The 26,368-nt window shown below is 67.0% G+C and carries 5 protein-coding genes; 4 read left to right on the top strand and 1 reads right to left on the bottom strand.

What is annotated here, in order from left to right; all coding sequences use genetic code 11:
• Nucleotides 1-71 precede the first annotated feature (71 nt).
• Nucleotides 72-21,011 carry a calcium-binding protein gene (locus ENE74_RS04085; RefSeq protein ID WP_127689326.1) on the top strand — a complete coding sequence of 6,980 codons (20,940 nt, stop codon included), beginning with the start codon at nt 72-74 and terminating at the stop codon, nt 21,009-21,011.
• 6 nt (nt 21,012-21,017) lie between these two features.
• On the opposite strand, the gene ENE74_RS04080 is transcribed toward ENE74_RS04085, so the two are convergent.
• Nucleotides 21,018-22,529 (bottom strand): S10 family peptidase, encoded by a 1,512-nt coding sequence (locus ENE74_RS04080; protein ID WP_127689325.1) that lies wholly within the window; start codon nt 22,527-22,529, stop codon nt 21,018-21,020.
• 167 nt (nt 22,530-22,696) lie between these two features.
• On the opposite strand from ENE74_RS04080, the gene ENE74_RS04075 reads away from it, so the two are divergent.
• The 3 genes from ENE74_RS04075 (at nt 22,697) to ENE74_RS04065 (ending at nt 26,349) form a co-directional block, all read left to right on the top strand.
• Nucleotides 22,697-24,430, top strand: a complete 1,734-nt coding sequence (locus ENE74_RS04075; protein ID WP_127689324.1) for a tetratricopeptide repeat protein — start codon at nt 22,697-22,699, stop codon at nt 24,428-24,430.
• 96 nt (nt 24,431-24,526) lie between these two features.
• On the top strand, nt 24,527-25,627 hold the full coding sequence (locus tag ENE74_RS04070) for a bifunctional transcriptional activator/DNA repair enzyme AdaA (protein WP_127689323.1): 1,101 nt from the start codon (nt 24,527-24,529) through the stop codon (nt 25,625-25,627).
• Nucleotides 25,627-26,349 carry a 2OG-Fe(II) oxygenase gene (locus ENE74_RS04065; protein WP_127689322.1) on the top strand — a complete coding sequence of 241 codons (723 nt, stop codon included), beginning with the start codon at nt 25,627-25,629 and terminating at the stop codon, nt 26,347-26,349. Before ENE74_RS04070 ends, ENE74_RS04065 begins: the two co-directional genes overlap by 1 nt.
• Nucleotides 26,350-26,368: the final 19 nt, after the last annotated feature.

Raw genomic sequence — 26,368 nt, 5'->3', positions numbered from 1 at the left:
AAATGCGGCGTTTACCATATCTAAAGAGACAGGCGGATAGGCTGGCCAGGAAAACATAGGGATTTCGCGGAATGGCCAAGGTCAAGGGTGGGACGGCAAAGGGCGGCAAGACCGGCGGCTTCAAGGAGCCGGTGGCGCATGCCGTGTCCGACACGGCAGGTGCCGCCGCCGTCATCGCGACCGGCACCGCCAACTATGCCGACGCGAAGATCATCAAGCTGGGCGACGACGACCGCGCCGTGCTTGAACGCTTCTACGGGCCGTTCAAGGCCGAAATCATCGACATCGACGTCGTGCTGCTGTTCGAGGACGGCACGAAGATCATCATTCCCGGCATGGCGCTTGCCGTCTTTTCGGGCCGCAATCCCGCGCTCGTTTTCAAGGACAAGTCAGTATCCGCGCAAAGCGCCGTCAATGACGTCGCCGAAATCAAGGAACAGGCAACGCCGATCAAGTTCGGCCTTTCGTCCGCCAGTTCCGACGACGATCTGGGCAAGAAGCCGGCCGCAGCTGGCGAGAAGGACTCCGGCGGCATTCAGCCGATCGATTCCGCGCAGGCGCAAACCAGCGCGGCGGCCAAGGAAGACAATCAGAAGCGGTCCGACGAAGATGCGAGCCGCCTGACCGAAAAGATCGCCAACACGCCTGCCAGCCCCGGTGCACCGCCCAGCCCCATTTCCGCGCGCGCCGTGGAACCCACGCCGGACGACGCCATTGGCGAAGCAGGCATCGGCAAGCTGGTTCCGCAGCTCAAGTTCACGCTGTTCAACCAGGAAGGCGTTGCGACCGGGACCGAGGCAGGTGCCACCGTCGTGCGCGGCTCCACCGGCGGGCCGGGGTCTGAGACCGACGCGGCCTATGGCGCGCAATCTGCAAAGGAAAGTATCAGCGGGACGGCGGGCAACGACACCATCTTTGCCGACGATCCCCGGGTCGTGCCGTCAGGGACCAGCCTGCGCGTGCTGCACGTCGAGGCGATGGTGCCGGCAGGCAATCTGGAACTGCTCACCTTTCTCATTCCGTCGCTGCCCGCGGGCTATTCGGTCGCCAACGCCACGCTGACCGACAGGGGCTGGCTGGTTACCGCCGATGCAGGCAACATCACCAAGGTTACCACGACGGTCGATGCGCAAGGCAGGACGGTCGCGTTGCCGACCAACCAGTCGCATTTCAGCTTCGACATCGAACTGGTTTACGCGCTGCCCGCCGAAAGTCAGCCGGTGGCGTCGAGCGGCTTTCAGGACGAGTTTTTCCTGCCCGTGCAGCTTGGCCTGTCCACGGACGGCAAAAACAGCTCCAACAGCGTCGAAGTCTCGACGCATTTCGGCATCAAGGTCGTCAGCAGCGCCGCCGACATGGTCGTCACCGATCCGGTCAGCGGCAATCCCATCTATGTGCTGTTTTCCAATCCGCCGGGTACGGTAGTCGCGGCAGGCGACGGCAACGATCGCATCGTCGCGGGCGCAGGCGAGGATCAGATCGATGGCGGCAACGGGATCGACATCGTCAGCTATGCGCAATCGAACGTCGGCGTCCGTGCCGACCTTGCGGCGGGCACCGGCAGCGGCGGCTATGCCCGCGGCGATACCTACGCCAATATCGAGGGGCTGAGCGGCTCTGCGCATGACGACGTGCTGATCGGCAATGGCGGCGACAACAGCCTGGAAGGCGGCGCGGGCGCGGACGTGCTGGATGGCGGCGCGGGCTTTGACACGGTGGACTATACCGCTTCCCCTGCCGACCCAGAAAACCCGACAGTGGGTATCGAAATCCGGCTGGACGGCACGCCGTCGAAAGGCGGCGATGCGGAAGGCGATCGCCTGACCAATATCGAACATGTCATCGCCACGGCGCGCGACGACCTGCTGATCGGCACCGCCGCCAGCGAACATCTGGAAGGCGCGGCGGGCGACGACATACTGGTCGGCGGAGGCGGGGCCGACCGGCTGGACGGCGGCGCGGGCATTGACCTCGCAGACTATTCCGCTTCGGCAGCGGGCGTGGTCGCGACCCTTGATGGTTCGCCGGGCACGGGCGGCGATGCGCAGGGCGATGTCCTGTCCAATATCGAAAATCTCACCGGCTCGGGCTTCGACGATGTCCTCACCGGCGACGCGGGCGACAATATCCTGCGCGGTGGCGCAGGCGCGGACGTGATCGACGGCGGCGGCGGCACCGACTCGATCGATTTCAGCGACAGCAGCGTCGGTGTCACGGTCTATCTCGACGGACGGGCCGGTGTCGGTGGCGACGCGCAGGGGGATCGCTACAGCAACATCGAAAATCTCACCGGCTCCGACTTTGCCGACCGGCTGGTCGGTTCGACCGGTGCGCAGACGCTCACGGGCGGCCTCGGCGACGACGTGATAGAGGGTGGCGCAGGCGCGGACAGGATCGACGGCGGCGATGGCTTCGACATCGCAAGCTACGACAGCGCGGCCAATGGCGTGCGGGTCGCGCTCGACGGATCGACGCTCGACGGCGGCGATCCGGCAGGCGACGTGTTCGTCAGCATAGAGGGCCTGGAAGGGTCTCGTTTCGACGATGTGCTGATCGGCACGGCGGGCGATGATGTGCTGCTCGGCAATGCGGGTGACGACATGCTGCTGGGCCTGGGCGGCGCGGATGTGCTCGACGGCGGCGAAGGATTCGACGCGGTCGATTACAGCCTGTCGCGCTTTGCCGTCAGTGTCCGCCTCGACGGCGGCCTGTCCGAAGGCGGCGATGCCGATGGCGACACGCTACGCAATGTCGAACATGTGATCGGCAGCGCGCTCGACGACCGGCTGACCGGGGGCGCGGGTGCCGACCGGCTGGAAGGCCGCGGCGGTGACGACATATTGGCTGGCGGCGCGGGTGCCGACACGCTTCAGGGCGGCGAAGGCGTGGATACCGCCGATTATGGCAGCTCGGCGAGCGGCGTTACCGTGGCGCTCGACGGCAGCGCGGGGATCGGCGGCGATGCGCAAGGCGACATGCTTTCCGGCATCGAGCGGCTGGTCGGGTCCGATCATGCCGACCGGCTGACCGGCGACGACAACGACAATCTGCTGCGCGGTGGCCTTGGCGACGACATTCTCTCGGGCGGTGCGGGCGCCGACCAGTTGCAGGGCGGCGAAGGTCTCGACACGGCCGACTATTCGACGGCGCAGGGTGCCGTGACCATCCGGCTCGACGGCAATGCGTCGTCGGGCGATGTGGCCGAAGGCGACAGGCTGACCGGTATCGAGCGGGTCGTCGGCAGCGTCTATGCCGATACGCTGATCGGCGATAGCGGCGACAATATCCTGGAAGGTTCAGGCGGCGATGACAGCCTGCGCGGTGGCCTGGGCGCGGACAGCCTGATCGGTGGCGACGGCAACGACACTGCCGACTACAGCGATTCGCTGACCGGTGTGGCGGCCAGTCTCGCCACCGGCACCGCGACGGGCGGTTCGGCGCAAGGCGACCGTTTCGATGGCATCGAAAATCTTTCGGGCACCAGTTACGACGACGTACTCACCGGCGATGCGGGCATCAACCGCCTGACCGGCGGCGCAGGTAACGACATATTGGCGGGCGGGGCCGGTGCAGATGTGCTGGACGGCGGCGTCGGCACCGACCTCGCCGACTATTCGGCATCGGCTGCGGCCGTGCGCGTTGCGCTCGATGGATCAGCGGGCAGCGGCGGCGACGCGCAAGGCGATACGCTGAACGACATAGAAGGACTGACCGGTTCCGCCTTTGCCGACGAACTGATCGGTAACGAAAACGGCAATCGCCTGTCGGGCGGCGCGGGTGACGATGTGTTGCGCGGCGGCCTCGGCAGTGACGAGCTGATCGGTGGCGCAGGGTTCGACACGGCGGACTATTCGCAATCCGCGTCGAACGTGATCGTCTCGAACGACGGGTCGATCGGACTGGGCGGTGACGCGCAGGGCGACCGGCTGACCGAAATCGAACATATCCTTGGTTCGGCCTTCGACGACCGGATCACCGGCAGCGTCGGCAATGACAGCCTGGATGGCGGGCAAGGCGACGACGTACTGCAGGGCGCGGGCGGCGCGGACGCGCTAGACGGCGGCGCAGGGATCGACATCGCCGACTACAGCCTCTCGAATGCAGGTATACAGGCTGGTCTGGACGGGCGCGCCAATAGCGGCGGCGACGCGGCGGGTGACAGCTTTGTCAATATCGAAGGGCTTTCGGGATCAAACTTCGCCGACAGCCTGTTCGGTTCGGGCGAAGACGACATATTGCGCGGCCAGGGCGGCAACGACCGGCTGACCGGCTTTGCGGGCGCGGACGTGATCGACGGCGGCGCAGGATTTGATACGGCCGATTACAGCGCGTCGGATGCAGGCGTATCGGTCAATCTGGGCACCGGCAACGCATCGGGCGGCCATGCCGCCGGGGACGTTCTGACCAGCATAGAGGCTGTGACCGGATCGAACTTCGACGACCTGCTGACCGGGGGCGAGGGCGCTGAAACGCTGATCGGCGGGGCGGGCAACGACGTGCTGGCGGGGCGCGCGGGCGCGGACACGCTCGACGGCGGCGCAGGCTTTGACGTCGCCGATTACTCCGCCAGCGCCAGCGGCATCACGCTTGTGCTCGACGGCAGCGTTGGCCAGGGCGGCGATGCGGCGGGTGATGCGGTCCGCAACGTCGAGACGATACTCGGTTCGGAATATGCCGACAGCATCACCGGCGTCGATGCCGACGAAGTGCTGGAAGGCGGCGGCGGTGCCGACATGCTGGCGGGCAATGGCGGGCGTGACACCCTGATCGGCGGCAGCGGCGACGACCGGATTTTCGGCGGTGCGCAGGACGACAGCCTCGCGGGCGGCGAAGGCAACGACCTCTTGAACGGCGGCGCCGGTGCGGACAGTATCGACGGCGGCATCGGCATCGATACGGCGGATTACTCCGATTCCGCAGCGGGCGTCACGATCACCCTCGACGGATCGAGCGGTATTGGCGGCGATGCGCAGGGCGACGTGCTCACCAGCATAGAGACGGTGGTTGGTTCGGCCTTTGACGACATTCTGACGGGGCGCAACGACGCCGATCGCCTCGAAGGCGGTGCAGGCGACGACATACTGCGCGGCGGCGCGAACAGCGATACGCTGATCGGCGGCGACGGTGACGACTTTATCGAAGGCGGCGCGGGCGGCGACGTCGTGGACGGCGGCGCAGGCCGCGATACGGCTGACTATAGCGCGTCTGCGGGTGGTATCGCGGTGTCGCTCGACGGGTCCACCGGGCTTGGCGGCCACGCGACCGGAGACATATTGCTGTCGGTCGAACGCGTGATCGGCACCGGCCAAGCCGACACGATCGTCGGCGCGGACGCGGACGAGGATCTGATCGGCGGTGGCGGCGACGATCGCCTCGAAGGACGCGCCGGTGCCGATCTGCTCGACGGCGGCGCGGGCATCGACACGGCGGACTATAGCAGTTCGGCGCAGGGCGTGTCCGTCGATCTTCTGACCGGCACCGGAACGGGCGGCGACGCGCAGGGCGATAGCCTTGTGTCCATCGAACGGCTGGTCGGCTCCTCGGGCGCGGACGTCCTGAGCGGGACGGCCGGGGATGACGAGATCGTGGGTGGCGGAGGCGACGATCTGCTGGTCGGGCGCGGCGGCACCGACACGCTGTCCGGCGGCGCGGGCAATGACATATTAGACGGCGGCGCAGGCGCGGACATTCTCGATGGCGGCGCAGGCACCGACACGGTGGACTATTCCGCATCGACCGTCGCGATTTCCGCTGGTCTCGATGGCAGCACAGGCGCGGGCGGGGATGCGCAGGGCGATGTGATGACGGGCATCGAGCGGTTGATCGGCTCGGCGTTCAACGACACGCTGACCGGCGGGCTGCAGAGCGACGAATTGATCGGCGGCGCGGGTGACGATCTTATCACCGGCGGCGCAGGCAACGATACGCTCTCTGGCGGCGCAGGCGACGACATATTGGGCGGCGGTGCTGGCGCCGACATACTCGACGGCGGCGCTGGCCGCGACACCGTCGATTATTCGGCATCGACCGTGGCGGTCACGATCAACCTCGATGGAACGGCGAGCATCGGCGGCGATGCGACGGGCGATCAGCTGATCGGTATCGAAAATGTTACCGGGTCGAGCTTTGACGACGTGCTGAACGGCAGCGTCGCCGACGAGGAACTGACCGGCGGCGCGGGCGACGACATCATCACTGGTGGCGCGGGTATCGATATCCTGCGGGGCGGCAGCGGCAACGATCTTCTGAACGGCGGGGCAGGGGCAGACCAGCTGATCGGCGGCAGCGGCACCGATACGGCGAGCTATGCCGGCGCGGGCGCAGGTGTTGCGGTATCGCTCGACGGCACGACCGGCACGGGCGGCGACGCACTGGGCGACAGCCTGACCGAAATAGAAATCCTCGAAGGTTCGGCCTTCGACGACATATTGGGTGGCGGCGCGGGCACTGATACGCTGCGGGGCGGCGCTGGCAATGATCGCCTGCTCGGCAGCAGCGGCGCCGATATTCTCGACGGCGGCGCAGGCTTCGACATCATCGATTACAGCGCATCGGCCAGTGGCGTCACGATTGTACTCGACGGATCGCTGGGGGTCGGTGGCGATGCGGCTGGCGATCAGCTCAGCAGCATCGAGGGCGTGATCGGATCGAGCGTCGACGACAGCATCACCGGCAGCAACCAGGCGGATCTGCTCGATGGCGGCGCGGGCAATGACAGCATTACCGGCGGCGGCGGCGACGACGACCTGCGCGGCGGCGCGGGCGACGACGTGTTGGACGGCGGCGCAGGCGCGGACCGGATCGACGGCGGCGACGGCGTGGATACGGTCGATTATGCGACGTCGACGTCGGGCGTTTCGGTGTCGGTCGACGGTTCGACCTCCACCGGTGGCGCGGCGGAAGGCGACCAGCTTCTCAACGTCGAAAATCTTATCGGGTCGGATTTCAACGACGTGCTGGCAGGCACCGCCGCCGCCGATACGCTGACCGGCGGCGCAGGCGACGATCGTCTTGCCGGTCGGGGCGGCGCGGACGTGCTGCGGGGCGGCGCAGGCTTCGACACGGCGGACTATTCCGACGCCGCATCGGGAATCGCCGTATCGCTGGCGACTGGCACGGGCACGCTGGGCGATGCCGCGGGCGATACGCTCGACAGTATCGAGCGGGTGATCGGATCGGGCTTTGCCGACACGATCGCCGGGTCTTCCGCCGCCGACGTGATCGAAGGCGGCGCAGGCAACGACGTGATGACGGGCGCGGGCGGGGACGACCAGATACGCGGCGGCGCGGGCGACGACGTCATCGACGGCGGCACTGGTGCGGACGTCATCGACGGGGGCACCGGCACCGATCGCGTCGATTACAGTGCATCGGGCATCGGTGTTCAGGTCAATCTGAACGGCAGCGCCAGTTTCGGCGGGCTTGCCGAAGGCGACCTCCTGACCAGCATCGAGACGGTGTCCGGCTCTGCCTTTGCCGACATCATCAATGGCACGGCGGCGGCCGAAGACCTGCGCGGCAATGGCGGCGACGACATTCTGCGCGGTGGTGCGGGCGCAGACGTTCTGGATGGCGGCGCGGGCACGGACACGGCGGACTATACGCTGGCGGGCGCGGGCGTTTCGCTCAGCCTGGCAACGGGTGGCACCGGCGGCGACGCGGCAGGGGACAGTTTTGCCAGCATAGAAATCGTCGAAGGTTCCGCCTTTGCCGATACCATCGCGGGCGGCACGGCCAATGACGATCTGCGCGGCAATGCAGGCAACGACCTGTTGCAGGGCGGCGCAGGCGCGGACATGCTGGACGGTGGTTCGGGCGACGACGTGCTGAGCGGCGGTGCGGGCGCGGATATCCTTCAGGGTGGGGCAGGCAGCGACACGGCCGACTATTCCGCTTCCACCGCGGGGATCACGATCAACCTGGACGGCTCGCTCTCGGCGGGCGGCGATGCGCAGGGCGACACCTTGTCGTCGATCGAGAATGTCACGGGTTCGGCCTTTGACGACACGCTCGTCGGCACGGCGCAGAACGAGCGGCTGGATGGCGGCGCGGGCGACGATGTGTTGCGCGGCAATGCAGGGTCGGACGAACTGATCGGCGGCGCGGGCGACGATACCCTGATCGGTGGTGCCGGGGCGGATGTGCTGACCGGCGGCACGGGTTTCGATACGGCGAGCTATGCCGGATCGACGATCGGCGTGAACGTGCGCCTCGACGGCGGCCCGAGCACCGGTGGGGACGCCGAAGGCGATGTGCTGACGCAGATCGAAGGCGTCATCGGATCGGGCCAGGGGGACATCATCATCGGCGGCAATGCCAATGACGTGCTGGACGGCGCGGCCGGCGACGATGTCGTCACCGGCGGCGCAGGCGACGACGTGCTGACAGGTGGCAGCGGCGATGACATATTGAGCGGCGGCCTTGGTGCCGACAGCATCGATGGCAACAGCGGCACCGACACGGCGACCTACGCGGCCGCGACGGCTGGTGTCACGGTCGGTCTCGACGGTGCGGCGGGCACGGCGGGCGAGGCGCTGGGCGATACGCTTACCAACATCAACATTCTCATCGGCTCGGCTTTCGCCGATACGCTGGGCGGCGGCGCCGATGGCGAAGTGTTGCAGGGCGGCGCGGGCGACGACATCTTGCTGGGCAGCTCGGGCGCGGACACCCTCGATGGCGGCACGGGCACGGATACGGCAAGCTACGTCGCGTCGGGTTCGGCGGTCACCGCCTATCTTGACGGCCGTGCAGGCAGTGGCGGCGACGCCGCGGGCGATGTGCTGCTCGGCATCGAGCGGCTCGTCGGGTCGGCCAATGGCGACACGCTGATCGGCGGTTCGCTGGCGGACGGCATCGACGGCGGTGCAGGCGACGACCGGATCGAAGGCGCAGGTGGTGCGGACGTGCTGACGGGCGGCGCGGGCAACGATGTCATATTGGGTGGCGACGGGGCCGACAGCATCGACGGCGGCGCGGACATCGATACCGCAAGCTATGCCGATTCCGCCTCAGGCGTGTCGATCGGTCTGAACGGCGTCGCAGGCACCGGTGGCACGGCGCAGGGCGACGTGCTCGCCAACATCGAAATACTCATCGGTTCTGACTATGATGACGCGCTGGGCGGCGGCGCTGTCGCCGAAACATTGCGCGGCGGCATCGGGGACGACACGCTGCGCGGCAGCGCGGGCGCCGACATCCTGGATGGCGGCGTCGGCACCGACACGGCGGACTATTCCTCTTCGGCGCAAGGGGTGACGGTCGGCCTGGATGGCAGCACCGGTATCGGCGGTGATGCGGCGGGCGATACCCTGTCCAGCATCGAACGGATCGTCGGATCTGCGCAGGCGGATCGCCTGATCGGCGGCATGAACAGCGAAACGCTGGAAGGCGGCGCGGGCGACGACGTGATCGTCGGCAGTCTCGGCACCGATGTCCTGACTGGCGGCGCGGGCTTCGACACGGCGGATTATTCCGCGTCCAGCGCGGGCGTGACCGTGGGTCTGGACGGCAGTTTCGGGTCCAGCGGCGATGCATCGGGCGATCGCCTGAACGAAATCGAGCGGATCATGGGATCGGCCTTTGCCGACAGCCTCTCCGGCTCCACCGGCAACGATACGCTGGAAGGCGCAGCAGGCAACGACAGCCTGGCTGGCGGCGCGGGCAATGACAGTCTGGCGGGCGGCGCAGGCGACGATATTCTGGACGGCGGCGCAGGGGCGGACAGCTTCGATGGCGGTAGCGGCATCGATACCGTCACGTTCGCTACCGCAACGGCTGGCGTGACGCTCAGCCTTGCGACCGGAACGGGCACCGCAGGGGACGCGGCGGGCGACAGCTTCGTCAGCGTCGAACGCGTGATCGGCTCCGACTTTGCCGACAGCATAACCGGTGGCATCGGCGACGAGACGATCGAAGGCGGGGCGGGCAATGACGCTTTGGCCGGTGGCGCGGGTGCCGACAGCCTGACCGGCGGCAGCGGTGACGACAGCCTGGCGGGCGGCGCGGGTGCCGACGCTCTGGATGGCGGCGCAGGCTTCGACACGGCGGACTATTCGGCATCGGCGGCCGGCATCCAGCTCATTCTCGACGGATCGAGCGGATCGGGCGGTGATGCCGCAGGCGATACGCTGACCCAGATCGAGCGCGTGATCGGCACCGGCTTCGACGACATTATTTCGGGTGTTTCGGCGGGCGAAACGCTGGAAGGCGCGGGCGGCAACGACATTCTTTCGGGCAATGGCGGCGGCGACACCCTGCTGGGCGGCGCGGGTGACGATGTGCTGCGCGGTGGCTCGGGTGCCGATGTGCTGGATGGCGGCGCGGGAACCGACACGGCCGATTACAGCAGCTCGACGACCGGCGTGACCGTTGCGCTCGACGGCTCCACGGGTATCGGCGGCGATGCGCAGGGTGACAGCTATGTCAGCATAGAGCGTGTGCTCGGCTCCGGCGATGCCGACGTGCTGACTGGCGGGGCAGGCGCGGACATATTGGCCGGACAGGCAGGCGACGACATATTGACGGGTGCTGCGGGCAATGATGCGTTGCAAGGCGGATCGGGCGACGACATTCTGACTGGCGGCGCAGGCGCCGACAGCATCGACGGCGGAACGGGTAGCGACACGGTGAGCTATGCCGGGTCCGCGCAGGGCGTCACTGCGGCGCTCGACGGCACGATCGGCAGTGGGGGAGACGCCGCTGGTGATGTTATCGTCAACGCCGAAATCCTTGAAGGCTCGGCATTCGGCGACCGGCTGTCGGGCCGGACCGGCGCAGACACGCTGCTTGGCGGCCTTGGTGACGACGTGTTGGTCGGCAGCGCGGGCGCAGACAGCCTGGATGGCGGCGCGGGTGCCGACACGGCCGATTATGCCGGCTCGGCTTCGGCCGTCACGGTCAATCTCGACGGATCGGTTTCGCTCGGCGGCGATGCGGCGGGCGACACTTTGACCAATATCGAGCGCGTCATCGGATCGACGCACGACGATACGCTCAACGGTACCGACGGCAACGACATATTGGAAGGCAATGCCGGGGCGGACACGCTGACCGGCGGCGCGGGCAACGACAGCCTGATCGGCGGCGCGGGCGACGATCTGCTGCTGGGCGGCGCAGGCGCGGACGCCATGGACGGCGGCGCAGGCTTCGACACGGCAAGCTACGCCAGTGCCTCGGCGGCGGTGAATGTCGGCCTGGACGGCGGCGCGCAGACCGGCAGCGATGCGGCGGGCGATACGCTGGCCAATGTCGAGCGGCTCATTGGGTCCGCCTTTGCCGACACCTTGCGCGGCGGGTCGGCGGCGGAAAGCATCGTCGGCGGCGCAGGCGACGACAGCATCCTGGGTTCGGCCGGTGCCGACAGCCTGGACGGCGGTGCAGGCTTCGACACGGTGGACTATTCCGCATCGGCTCAGGGCGTGACAATCGGTCTGGGGGGCGCGACCGGTATCGGCGGCGATGCGGCGGGCGATCAACTGGTGTCGATCGAACGGATCGTGGGTTCGGGCCAGGCCGACGTGCTGACCGGCGCGACAGCCGACGACACACTGATCGGCGGCGCAGGCAACGACAGTATTTCGGGCGGCTTTGGCAATGATACGCTCGCGGGTGGCACCGGTGACGACACGCTTATCGGCGGCGCGGGGGCAGACAGCATCGATGGCGGTGCGGGTATCGACACGGCGGACTACAGCGCCTCGGTCGGTGCGGTGACGGTCAATCTGGATGGGCTCGCGAGCAGTGGCGGCGACGCTGATGGCGACATGCTGACCAGCATCGAGCGTCTGCTGGGTTCCGCCCAGTCTGATCTGCTGCGTGGCGGCGGGGCCGACGAACAGCTTTACGGTAATGCGGGCGACGATACGCTGGTGGGCGGCGCAGGTGCCGACCGGCTGGAAGGCGGCGCAGGCACTGATACGGCCGACTATACCGGCGCATCGGCCAGTGTGACCGTCAATCTCGACGGCACCGCAGGCATCGGTGCGGAAGCGGCGGGCGACACGCTGTTCACGATCGAGCGCGTACTGGGTTCGACCTTTGACGACGTGCTGAACGGTTCGGTCGGGGACGACACGCTGGTCGGCGGCGCGGGTGCCGACACGCTGAACGCAGGCGCAGGCAACGACGTGCTTCAGGGCGGTGCAGGCGACGACATATTGACCGGCGGCGCGGGTGCCGACCAGTTCGACGGCGGGACGGGCTTTGACACTGCGAGCTATGCGGGCGCATTGAGCGCGGTCACCGTCTATCTCGACGGCACATCGGGCAGTCGCAGCGATGCGGCGGGCGACGTGCTCGTCAGCATCGAACAGATTGTCGGATCGGCATTCGACGATCGCATCTTCGGTGCCAATGGTGCGGAAACGCTGCTGGGCGGCGCAGGTGCGGACGTGATCCAGGGCGCGGGCGGCGACGATATCCTGCGCGGACAGGACGGCGACGATGTGCTTGCCGGTGGTCTGGGTGCCGACATCATCGATGGCGGCCTCGGCATCGACACCGCGACCTATGCGACGTCGCTGGCCGGGATCATCCTCTATATGGACGGCACGGTATCGATCGGCGGCGACGCCGACGGCGATGTGCTGACCGGCATCGAGGCAGTGATCGGTTCCAGCCTCGCCGACAGCATCTATGGATCGACCGGCAATGATCTGGTCGATGCGGGCGCGGGCGACGACATTCTCTACAGCAGCGCCGGTGCGGATGCGCTGACCGGCGGCACCGGTTTCGACATCGTCGATTATTCCAACAACGCGGTTGCCGTCACAGTCTACATGGACGGCACCGCCTCGACCGACGGCTTTGCGGCAGGCGACACCCTCAGCGGCATCGAGCAGGTGATCGGCACCAGCCAGAATGACAGCATCACCGGCTCTGCCGGTGCTGATGTGATACAGGGCGGGGCAGGCAATGACGCGCTGAACGGCGGCGCGGGCAATGACAGCCTTTCGGGGGGCACCGGCGATGATACGCTGGTCGGTGGCACGGGATCCGACAGCCTGGACGGCGGCGCGGGCACCGATATCGCGAGCTATGCGGCCGCCACGGCGGGCGTGGTGGTCCGCATGGACGGTGTCGCCAGCTCCGGCGGCGAGGCGCTGGGCGACGTACTGATCTCCATCGAACGCGTCATTGGCTCGGCCTTTGCCGACAGCGTGGCGGGCAGCGCTGGCAACGACCGGATCGACGGCGGCGCGGGCGACGATGCGCTTCAGGGTCTCGACGGCGCCGACTTGCTGTTTGGTGAAGGTGGCGACGACATATTGGCGGGCGGGCTTGGCGCGGACGCGCTGGATGGCGGTGCAGGCAGCGACACGGCGGACTATTCCGGTTCAGCCAGCGGCGTCACCGCCTACCTCGACGGCACGGCGGGTGCGGGCGGCGAAGCGGCGGGCGATACGCTCGCCAATATCGAAATCCTGCGCGGATCGGCGCAGGCTGACAGCCTGTTTGGCAGCAGCGGCAACGACACCCTGTTCGGCCAGTCCGGCGACGACATTCTGGTGGGCGGCGCGGGCGCGGACGTGCTTTCGGGCGGCGACGGCTTCGACATCGCAAGCTATGCGGCATCGGTCGGTGCCGTCACGGTCAACCTTGCGACCGGCACCGGTACCGGCGGCGATGCCCAGGGCGACGTCCTGAGCGGGATCGAGCAGGTTACAGGATCGGCCAACGCCGATACGCTGACCGGCTCCGCAAATGCGGATACACTGCGCGGCGGGGCAGGTAACGACATCATCGACGGTGGCGCAGGCGGCGACAACATCGATGGCGGCGACGGCGACGACATACTGACGGGCGGCCAGGGCAGCGACATTCTGGACGGCGGCGCAGGTTTCGATACGGCTGACTATTCCGCATCCACGGCAGCCGTCACGGTCTACAACAACGGGATCGACCAGGGCGCGGGCGGCACGGCCACGGGCGACACGCTGCTCAATATCGAGCGGGTGCTCGGCTCGGCCTTCGGCGACGTTCTTGTCGGCGGAAACGGTGTCGAGACGCTGATCGGCAATGATGGCAACGACACCATCGAAGGTGGCGCGGGTGCCGACATCATCGATGGGGGCACGGGGACCGATACGGCTTCCTATGCGCGGGCGACCAGCGCGGTGGCCGTCAGCCTGGCGACGAACAGCGGCACATTGGGTGACGCCAACGGCGACACGCTGACATCGATCGAACGGCTCGTTGGCTCCGACTACAACGACACGCTGACCGGCGGCAGCCTTGCCGAAACGCTGGAAGGCGGCGCGGGCGACGACCTCATGATCGCCAGCGCGGGCAGCGATACCCTGACCGGCGGCGACGGCTTCGATACGGTAAGCTATGCGGCGGCGGCATCGGGCGTCACCGTCAATCTCGACGGATCGTCGAGCAGCGGCGACATTGCCGGCGGCGACCGGCTGACCGGCGTCGAATCAATCATCGGTTCGGCCTTTGCAGACACCATCACGGGCACATTCTCCGACGACAGCCTGCTTGGCGGCACCGGCAACGACGTGCTGGCGGGCGGCACCGGCAGCGACATCCTGCTGGGTGAAGACGGCAACGACACCCTCCGCGGCGATGGCGGCGCGGACCAGATGGATGGCGGTGCTGGCATCGACACCGTCAGCTACACGACGTCGGGCGCGGCGGTGGTGATCGACCTCACCCTCGGCACCGCGTCGGGCGGCGACGCGGCGGGCGACAGCTTCGTCAATGTCGAACAGTTCGTCGGATCGCGCCTGGGCGACATCATGATCGGCGGCGCAGGCGTCGACACGTTCGACGGGTTCGACGGCGACGACACGCTGCGCGGCGAAGCGGGCGACGATGTACTTACCGGTGGTATCGGCGATGACGTGCTGATCGGCGGCGCGGGCGCGGACACGCTGACCGGCGGCAGCGGGATCGACACGGTCGACTATTCGGCGTCCTCGGCCGCGGTCACGATCCGCACCGGCGGCACGTCGAGCGGTGGCGATGCGCAGGGCGACGTCCTCTCGGGCATCGAGCGGATCATCGGCTCGGCCTTTGCCGACCAGTTCGAAGGCAGCGGCGCGGACGAGGATTTCACCGGCGCGGCCGGCAATGACAGCTTCATCAGCAGCGCAGGCGCAGACATTTATCGCGGCGGTGACGGCATCGATACAGTCGACTATTCGGCATCGGCCGCCAGCGGCATGAAAATCTATCTCGACGGCAGCTTCGGCACCGGCGGCGACGCCGCAGGCGACCGCATCCTGGACGTGGAAATCGTCATCGGCTCGGCGCAGAATGACGAGATCACGGCGGCCGACTCGGGGTCCACGATCCTGGCGGGCGCAGGCAACGACTTCCTGTTCGGCGCGACCGGAGCCGATATCCTGAACGGCGGCGACGATGACGACGTCATCGCCAGCGGCCTCGGCGCGGATCAGGTCATCGGCGGCACCGGGATCGATACGGCGGACTATCGCAATTCGAACGCCGCTGTCACCATATCCAGCGACGGCACCGCGGGTTCGGGCGGTTGGGCCGCAGGCGATACATTGAGCGGTATCGAGCGGATCGAAGGATCGCTGTCCTACGGCGATACGCTGCGCGGCAATGCCACGACATCGACTGTTCTGTGGGGCTGGGGCGGCAACGACACCTTCGTCAGCTTTGCCCAGGCGGACGTCATCGACGGCGGCACCGGCACCGACATTGTGGATTACAGCGCCTCGCTGGCGGCCGTCACGGTCCGGCTGGATGGTACGCTGTCTTCGGGCGGCAACGCGGCAGGTGACAGCATCCAATTCGTCGAACGCGTGATCGGCTCGGCTTTTGCCGACAGCATCTTTGGCACCGGCGTCAACGAAACGCTGGAGGGCGGCGACGGCGACGATACGCTGGTTGGCGGGTCGGGTGCCGATACGCTGGACGGCGGCGCAGGCTTCGATACGGCGGACTATTCCTCTTCGGGCGGCATTTCGGTCCGCATGGACGGCGCGGCCGGGACCGCAGGCGACGCCAATGGCGACATATTGCTCAATATCGAGCGCGTGATTGGCTCCTCGCTGGCCGATATCATCATCGGGTCGGCCAATGCCGACACGATCGTCGGCGGCGACGGTGACGACATATTGCGTCCCGGTCTGGGTGCCGACACGCTCGATGGCGGCAACGGCTTCGATACGGTCGACTACAGCAGCTCGGCCAGCGGTCTTACCGTCAACCTCACCAACGCGGCGCTCTCGACGGGTCTTGCCCAAGGCGACAGCTTCACCAGCGTCGAAAACTTCCTGCTTTCCGGCCTGGCGGATACGTTCATCGGTTCCGCCAATGGCGAGGCAGTGAGCGCGGGCGCGGGCAACGACATCATCGACGGCGGCGCTGGCGGCGACACGCTCGACGGCGGCGACGGCAACGACACGCTGACGGGCGGCGCGGGTGCGGATTCGATCAACGGCGGCGCAGGGACGGACACGGTCAGCTACAGCGGCAGCAGTGCGGGCATTTCGATCAATCTTGCGACGGGCACCGGCAACACCGGCGGCGACGCCGAAGGCGACGTCTTCACCGTCGGCTCGATCGAAAACGCCATCGGCTCGGCCTTCGCGGACTATATTGTCGGCACCACCGGCGTGAACAACATCCAGGCCGGCGCAGGCAATGACGTCGTGATCGGCGGCGCCGGTGCCGATGTGCTGGACGGCGGCGCGGATGTCGACACGCTGAGCTATGCCAGCGCCGGTTCGGGTGTCACTGTCTCGCTGCTCAGCGGCACGGGTACGGTCGGCGATGCCAATGGCGACGTGATCACCAATTTCGAAAATCTGACCGGGTCGAACCACAACGACACGCTGACCGGCAACAACAGCGCCAACATCATCTACGGCGGCAATGGCGTGGACACGATCAACGGCCTGCAGGGTGACGACACCATCTATGGCGATGACGGCAACGACGTGATCGACGGCGGCGCGGGAGCCGACACGCTGGACGGCGGCCTTGGTACCAACACGCTCACCTATATCTCGGCGGCGTCGGGCGTTGCCGTGTCGCTGCTGGCGGGCACCGGTACGCTGGGCGATGCCAATGGCGACATCATCACCAATTTCACCAATCTGCGCGGATCGAACGCGGCCGACACGCTGACCGGCAATGCGAGTCGCAACATCATCGAAGGCAACAGCGGCAACGACATCATCGATGGTGGCGCGGACGTCGATACGCTGCGCGGTGGCGACGGCGACGACATCCTGCTGGGCGGATCGGAAGCGGACATCAACGATGGCGGCAATGGCACCGATACGGTGGACTATAGCCTCAGCGGCGCAGCGATCTCCGTCAACCTGACGAACAATGTCGGCACCGGCGGCGATGCCCAGGGCGATACCTACATCCTTGTCGAAAATCTGATGGGTACGGCCTTTTCCGACACGCTGACCGGCAATGCCAGCAACAACGTCTTCCTGGGCGGCGCGGGCAACGACCAGCTTTCGGGCCTGGCCGGTAATGACACGCTGAACGGCGGCGACGGGGACGATATCATCAGCGGCGGCTCGGGCATCGACGTGATCGACGGCGGCTCGGGCACCAACACCCTCTATTTCGGCACCAATCCGAACGATCCTTCTTCGGTTTCGGCCGCATCGGGCGTCACCATTTACCTCAACGGCACAGCCGGATCGGGTGGTGACGCGCAGGGGGATACCTATGCCAATATCCAGATCGTCTATCTGACCAACCTGGCCGATACGGCCTATGGCACCAACGCGAATGAGTGGTTCCGCGGGCTGGGCGGCGCAGACACGATCGACGGCGGTGGCGGCACCGACACCGCGTCCTATCAGGGCAGCGGCGCGGGCGTGACGATCGGTCTCGACGGCACGGCGGGCACCGGCGGCGAAGCGGCGGGCGATCGTCTCATCAACATCGAAATCCTGCTGGGCAGCAATCAGGAAGACGTGCTGTGGGGCGATGCCAACGCCAACCAGCTGTTCGGCAACGACGGCGCGGACGTGCTGCGCGGCGATGCCGGGGCGGATACGCTCGACGGCGGCCAGGGTCGCGACACGGTGGATTACACGGCATCGGGCAGCGCCGTTACCGTCCGTCTCGACACCGGCACCGGTTCGGGCGGCGATGCGCAGGGCGACAGCTATGTCAGCATAGAGAATGCAACCGGCAGCGCCCACGCTGACACGCTTTACGGCACGAGCGGCGACAACATATTGACTGGTGGTCTCGGCAACGACTTCCTGCATGGGGGGGCGGGTGCGGATCAGCTGAACGGCGGCGGCGGCACCGACACGGTGGATTATTCGGACTCGGCCGCCGGGGTGACGCTCTATCTCGACGGATCGACATCGACCGGTGGCGACGCCGAAGGCGACGTGCTGCTGTCGATCGAAGGCGCGATCGGTTCGGCCCAGGCCGATACGATCATCGGCTCCAACGCCAACGAAACGCTGTCCGGTGGCGCGGGCAACGACATCATCCAGGGCAATGTCGGCGACGACACGATCAACGGCGGCGACGGCAACGATCTGCTCTCGGGCGGCGCGGGCGCGGACATCATCGACGGCGGCGCGGGCACCGACACCGCCAGCTATGCCACATCCGGTTCGGCTGTCACCGTCTACACCGATGGCGTGACGCTGGGTTCGGGTGGCGATGCTGCGGGCGATCGCCTGACCGGCATCGAAACCGTCACCGGATCGGACTTCGACGACATCCTCTACGGCACCACCGGCAGCCAGACGCTGAACGGCGGCAATGGCAACGATATATTGATCGGCGGTGCAGGGGCAGACACGCTGGATGGCGGCGCGGGCATCGACAATGTGTCCTACGTCACCTCGTCGGCGGGCGTCACGGCCAGTTTCGCCAGTGGATCGCTGGTCGTCAGCGGTGGCGACGCCAGCGGCGACATCTTCATTTCGATCGAAGGCTTTGTCGGCACCAACTTCGCCGATACGCTGACCGGTGGCTCCGGCAGCGAGCGCATGGATGGCGGTGCAGGCGACGATATCGTCAACGGCAGCGCGGGCGCGGATACGCTGCTGGGTGGCAGCGGCATCGATACGATCGATTTCTCGGCATCGGCGTCGGGCATCACCCTGTATCTGGACGGGTCGGCCAGCATCGGCGGCGATGCCGCAGGTGACGTGCTGAGCGGCTTCGAAATCGCGGTCGGCTCGGGCTTTGCCGATGCCCTGTTCGGCACCGGCGCGGACGAAACGCTGCATGGCGGCAACGGCGACGACAGCGTCTATGGCGGTGCGGGTGCCGATACGCTGCTGGGCGAAGGCGGCAGCGACCTCCTTGTCGGTGGCGCGGGTGCGGACAGCATCGACGGCGGCTCCGGTACCGACACGGTCAGCTATGCAACCTCGGCTTCGGGTGTTTCCGCCTATCTGAACGGCACGACGGGATCGGGCGGCGACGCACAGGGCGACAGCCTCGTCGCGGTCGAAAATCTCACGGGATCGGGCTTTGCCGATACGCTGACCGGCGACGGCAATGCCAACGTCCTCGACGGGGGCAATGGCGACGACGTGCTCGTCGGTGGCGCAGGCGGCGACACGCTGACCGGTGGCAGCGGCTCCGATACGGCAAGCTATACCAATTCCGGCAGCGGCCTGACCGTCAGCCTCGCGAACAGCGCAGGCAATAGCGGCGATGCATCGGGCGACAGCTACGACAGCATCGAAAATCTGACCGGCTCGGGCTTTGCCGATACGCTGACGGGCGACAGCGGCGCAAACCGTATCGACGGCGGATCGGGCGACGACATCATCGTCGGCGGTGCGGGCAGCGACACCATCATGGGCGGTTCGGGTAACGACACGGCCGACTACAGCGGCTCGGGCAGCGCCGTTACGGTCCATATGGACGGCACGGCAGGCAGCGGCGGCGATGCCGCAGGCGACAGCCTGTCGGGCATCGAAGTCATCATCGGTTCGGCCTTTGCCGATGCCCTGATCGGCGACAGCGGTGCCAACACGCTGCGCGGCGGCAATGGCGACGATGTGCTGACCGGCGGGGCAGGGGCAGACACGCTGGACGGCGGCATCGGCACCGACACGGCAAGCTATGCCAACGCCACCGGCGGTGTCACCGCCAGTCTCGCCAACAGCCTCGCCAATACCGGCGATGCGGCGGGCGACGGCTACACGAGCATCGAAAGCCTCATCGGCTCCGCCTTTGCCGACCTTCTGCTGGGCGACAGCGGTGCCAACACGCTGCGCGGCGGCGATGGCAATGACATACTGACGGGCGGGGCAGGGGCCGACACGCTGGACGGCGGCGCGGGCATCGACACGGCCAGCTACAGCAGCGCAGGCAGCGGCGTGACCGCCAGCCTCGCCAACAGCGCGGGGAATACCGGCGACGCATCGGGCGACAGCTATGCCGCCGTTGAAAATCTGACCGGCTCCGGCTTTGCCGATACGCTGGTCGGCAACGGATCGGCAAATGTGCTGGACGGCGGCGATGGCAACGACGTGCTTGTCGGCGGGGCGGGCGGAGACACGCTGATTGGCGGCGGCGGCACGGACACCGCGGATTATTCGGCGTCCGGCACCGGCGTGACGCTGGACCTGACGGGCGCGACGGGCAGCGGATCGACCGGCGATGCGGCGGGCGACACGCTGAGCGGTATCGAACAGGTGCTGGGCAGCGGACAGGACGACAATTTCAGCCTGAGCCTTGCCGAAAACTGGTCAGTCAATGGCGGCGGCGGCTATGATCGCGTGGCACTGGCCGCCAACAGCGGCAATGTGACCGGTGGCAGCTTGCTGGGCGTGCTCAGCAATGTCGATGAAATCGACTTCACCGGCGGCAATGTTCAGGGCAACCTCACCATCGATGCCAGCCTCGTGCAGGCGCTCGTCGGCAACGGCAATGCCTCGCACCTCACCGTCCGCTTCGATGGCGATGACAGCCTGGCGTTCGATCCGTCGGCGCATTACACGCAGGCTGGCAACGACTATACGCTCTACAGCGATGCCTCGCTGACGACGGAAGTGGCGCGCGTGACGGTGGGCTGACCGCCCTTAGCGACTGCGAATGAACGCGCGGACGTCGGCGGACAGCTTGCGCAGATCCTCGGGTCGCACATACATCATGTGGCCGGCGTCGTAGTAATGGAACTGGATGCGCGCGGGGTCGAAGCCGGGACGGTTCATGGCATATTCCGCACCGAAAAAGGGCGTCGCGAAATCATACCAGCCCTGGCCGACGAAGACTTTGAGGCCACTGTTCTCGCGCAACGCCTTGCTCAGATAGGGCGCGACGTTGACATAGACTTCGCCGTCGCGGCCTCGCTGGCCCGCAAGCTTCCAGTCCCAGTCGCGCACCCCGCCGATGGTGACATAGTCCCGGTCGATCTTCAGCTTCAGATCGTCGCGCAGATAGCTGTTGATGGCCGTCGTATAGGCCGCGTCGATACCGTAGAAGCTGGGATCATTGTCCGGCGTCTCGCCCGCGCGATCATAATCGACGCCGGTGTAGCGCGTATCGAGCCGCCCGATGGCAAGGCCCCGGTCGCGCAGCAGTTCCTTGTAGAAACGCCCCGGCGATACCCGCAGATTGGCGTTGTCGACAAACTGTTCGGACAGGCCCGTCAGTCGCGCCAGCTCCGTGCGGACACTGGCGCGTTCCTCCGCCGTCAGCGCATTGCCCTTCAGCAGCGCGGCGGCATAGGGGCCGATCGCGAATGCGCGCGCCTGTGCGGCGATCTCCGCCACGGTTGCAGGCGGGTTGGCGATCTTGCGGTGATACCAGGCGGTCGTCGCCATCGACGGCACGTTGAGGATGTAAGGCATTTCATTGCCGGGCACTTCGGCGGGCGCGCCGAAATCCAAGATCGCGGAAACCAGGATGATGCCGTTGATCGCAACGTCGTTATACTGGCCTTCCAGCTCGTTGATCAGCGCGACCGAGCGGGTGGTGCCATAGCTTTCCCCGCCGATATATTTGGGCGATGACCAGCGGCCATTGTCATTGAGCCAGGTACGGATGAACTCGGCGATCGACTTGGCATCGGCCGAAACGCCCCAGTAATCCTTGGCTTCCTTCTTCCCGATCGCGCGGGCAAAGCCGGTGCCGACGGGATCGATGAAGACGATGTCGGTCACGTCGAGCAGCGATTCGGGATTGTCGACCACCGGATAGGGCGGCGCGCCGTCATCCTGCGCATCGGGCAGCACGACACGCTTCGGGCCGAACGCACCCATGTGCAGCCACAGCGATCCCGAACCGGGCCCGCCATTGTACAGGAAAGTCACCGGACGGGATTTGGGATCGGCCCCGTCCCTGACATAGGCCGTCGCGAAAATGGCGGCGAGCGGCTTGCCATCCTTGTCCTTGAGGTAGGTCTCGCCCGTGGTCGCGGTATAGGCGACGGCCTGTCCCCCGAACACGCCCTTGTGCTTCGTGACCGAGACGATCGGCGGCGGCGCAGGGGCGTCCGCAGGCGCGGCATCCGGCGCCTTTTCCCCGGCGGCATGGGCTGGAACGGCGGCAAATGCGACGGCGAGCGTCGATAGGCAGGATAGGAAGCGCATGAAAGACCCCTTTGTCAGAAGGTTACGCTAGACCAGTCTCCGGCGGTGGTGAAGGGCCTTTCACGCGCACCATCGCAAGTGGGCTTTCCGATCAACGGGTTGGCAAGGGCGCTAGACTAATGTTGCCGCCCGGCGCATGCTTGCCTTGTGTTTTCGGGGGAAAATGAATGACGCCACGCTTTCTGTCCGTCCTTGCACTCGCAACGGCTGCACCGGCCCTGGGGTCGGCGCTCTCGCTGCCGCGGGCTGCCGCGCCAGCGTCGGACGTGATGGCGCAGTTCACGCCGCAGGCGCTGATGGCATCGGGCTGCGGCTTTGTGGCGCAGGGCGAAGGCGTCGTTGCGGGCAAAGGCTTGGCCACCATGCCGCTTATCGACGGGCTGGCGCCGATCCATTATCCCGTAACCACGGTCGATCCGGTGGCGCAGCGATATTTCGATCAGGGCATGGCGCTGCTTTACGGCTTTGAGTTCGCCAAGGCGGAGCGCAGCTTTGCGGCCGGGCGCAGCCGCGATCCGGCCTGCGCGATGTGTGCGTGGGGGGAGGCGCTGGCAATCGGTCCCTATATCAACAGTGGCCCTTCGGGCGAGGCGCGCATCGCCACCGCTTATGGCCTGACGGCGCAGGCGCTGGCACAGCCGGACATTAGCGCGAAGGAGCGCGCCCTCATCCTCGCCCTGCAATCACGCTATGCGCCGGGCGGACCGAAGGCGCAGAAGGGCGTGCACGCCGTCACCTTCGCCAATGCGATGCAGGCGCTGTCCGACCGCTGGCCGGATGACGACATGGTGATGGTCCTGACGGCAGAGGCGGCAATGAACGTGCGCCCATGGGACTATTGGGAAGCGGACAATGCCACCCCGCGCGCCTGGGCGCGCCGCGCGATCGCCCTTGTCGAAACCGTGCTGGCCCGCAATCCCGACCAGCCCGAGGCGCAGCATCTTTACATCCACCTGACCGAAGCATCGACCACCCCTGGCCGGGCGGAACGGGCCGCCGATATGCTGGAGACCGCCGCACCTGCCTCCGCCCATCTCGTCCACATGCCCAGCCATACTTACTATCGCATCGGCCGCTTTGCCGATTCGGTGAAGGTCAACGTCAAGGCCATCGGCGTTGATGAGGCCATGGCCCGGCGCCTCGGCGACAATCCGCAATATTATGGCTATTTCAATCATCACACCCATTTCATCCTTTCGGCAGCGGAGCAGGTCGGCGATCGCGCGACCGCGCTGAAGGCAGCGGCGGATCTGGAAGCCGCGATTCCGGTCGAAAAGGCGATGAAGGCCCCGTATCTTCAGGAACGTCTGGGCACGGCCCTGCAAGTCCGGGCGCAATTCGCGCGCGATCTGAAAGAATTGCTCGCCATTCCGCAACCCGATGCGCGTCTGTCCGAACTGCGTCAGCTCTGGTGGGCGTTGCGCGCCGAGGGGCTGGGGCGCGCCGGGCAGGTCGCCGCTGCAAAGCGGGAACTGGTGGCCATGCGGCAGGCGCGCGGGCGCAAGAAACTTGATCCCGATTTCCGCCCGCTGGCGAAACTGGCCGAAACCATCGCCATGGCCCGCATGGCCGAGGGCAGCGGCAATCCCAAAGGCGCGATCCGCCTGTTGCAGGCTGCCGCCGGGATCGAGCGGACATTCAGCTATAACGAACCGCCGGTCTGGCATCAGCCGGTGGATGCGGCGCTGGGCGCGCTGCTGCTGCGCACCGGTGATGCGCGCGGGGCGAAGGCGGCGTTCGATCGCGCGCTGGTGCGCCGTCCCGGCAATGCCTGGGTGTTGTGGGGCATTGCGCAGGCGCAGGCGGCGCTGGGCGACCGGCAAGCCAGCGAACAATCGCGCGCCGCCTATCGCAAAAGCTGGGCAGGCGAACCGGACAGCAGCCTGCTCGCGATGCTTTGAATGCGGCCGCAACAATCGGAGCGTCGCGGAAAGCGGCTTGTCTCATAGGGTGCGAGGACGGCAGTCGCGCCGTCGGCCAGATGAATGGGACATGCCATGACGACCCTTAACCCGACGACCGCAAAGGCCGTTATTGACGATCCACGCTATGCCCGGCTCAGCGCGCGCGATCCCGCCGCGGACGGTCAGTTCTATTATGGGGTGAAGTCGACGGGTGTCTTCTGCCGCCCCTCTTGCCCCGCACGGCTCGCACGCCCGGACAACATCGTCTTTTTCGATACCGCGCAGGACGCGCAGGATGCCGGTTTCCGCGCCTGCCTGCGCTGCCATCCGCTCGCGATCGACGGGCGCGATCCCGCTACCGAGGCGATGCGCCGCGTGGCCGCCTACATCGATGCGCATGTCGATCAGCCCTTGTCGCTCAGGCTACTGGCCGACCAGGCGGGGTTGAGCCGCTTCCACTTTCAGCGGACATTCAAGGCGGTGATTGGTGTGTCGCCCCGTGAATATCAGGCGGCAGCGCGGCTGAAGACGTTCAAGGCGTTGCTGCGCGACGGCGAGGATATCCTCGGCGCGACGTTCGAGGCAGGCTATGGCTCCACCAGTCGGGTTTACGAGACGGTGACCGGGGGTCTCGGCATGACGCCATCGGCCTATCGCGCGGGCGGGGCGGGCGAAAGCATTGCCTATGCCCTGCGTGACACCGCCCTCGGCCCGCTGATGATGGCGGCAACCGACCGGGGTGTCTGCTTCGTCGAGTTCGGCATGGATGCAGCGGCACTGTACGCCCGACTGGAGCGCGAGTTTCCCGCAGCGTCTCTCGTCCCGTCCGGTCCGGCCGCAGACGCGCCGCTCGATGCCTGGATTGCCGCGCTGGACGACCATTTGTCCAGCGGTGCGCCGCGCCCGGACCTGCCGCTCGACATGCGCGGTACCGCCTTCCAGCTCAAGGTCTGGAAGTTTCTGCTCAGCGTCAGGCCCGGCGATGTCGTCAGCTACAGCGAACTGGCGCAGGGCGTCGGCGCGCCGAAGGCCGTCCGTGCCGCGGCATCGGCCTGCGCAGCCAACCGCATCGGCGTGCTGATCCCCTGCCACCGCGCCTTGCGGGCCGACGGCGGGCTTGGCGGCTATCGCTGGGGGCTGGCCGCCAAGCGGACGCTGCTCGACCGGGAACGGGCGGGGCGGAGCGCGGGCTGATGCCTGCCTTCGATACCGGTGCCTGCGATGCCAATGCCTTGGAAGCCAGTGCGATCGGGGCCGCGCTCGATCGCGAGGGGTTCGCGCGGCTTCCCGGCCTGTTGGATGCCGCCACCTGCAACACGCTGATCGCCGGTTATGCCGACGATCGCCTCTATCGTTCCACGATCACGATGGCGCGTCATGGCTTTGGCCAGGGCGAATATCGCTATTTCGCCTACCCCCTGCCCCCCGTGATCGCGCGGCTGCGGTCTGCCCTTTATGCCCCGCTGGCCGCGATCGCCAGCCAGTGGAACGCCCGGATCGGGATCGACCAGCCCGACTGGCCGACAGAGCATGCCAAGCTGATCGCGCGCTGCGCTGCCGCAGGACAGATGCGGCCAACGCCGCTCATTCTGCGCTACCGTCCGGGCGACCATAATCGCCTGCATCAGGATGTTTACGGCGACCTCACCTTTCCGTTGCAGGTGATCGTGCAATTGAGCGCGCCAGGCGTCGATTTTGCCGGCGGCGAACTGGTGCTGGTGGAGGGGCGCGCCCGGATGCAGTCCCGTCCGATCGTCGTGCCGCTGAAGCAGGGCGATGCCGTCGTGATCCCCGTGCGTGAGCGTCCGGTCGCGTCAGCGCGCGGCTGGGCGCGCGCAGCCATGCGCCACGGCGTAGCCACGGTGACGGCGGGCGAGCGCCATAGCCTCGGTATCATCTTCCACGATGCACGCTGAAGGGCGTTTCAGTCGTCGG

The organism is Sphingobium algorifonticola, assembly GCF_004005485.1.
Taxonomy (GTDB): Bacteria; Pseudomonadota; Alphaproteobacteria; order Sphingomonadales; family Sphingomonadaceae; genus Sphingobium; species Sphingobium algorifonticola.
This window is presented reverse-complemented; position numbering and strand designations above follow the sequence as displayed.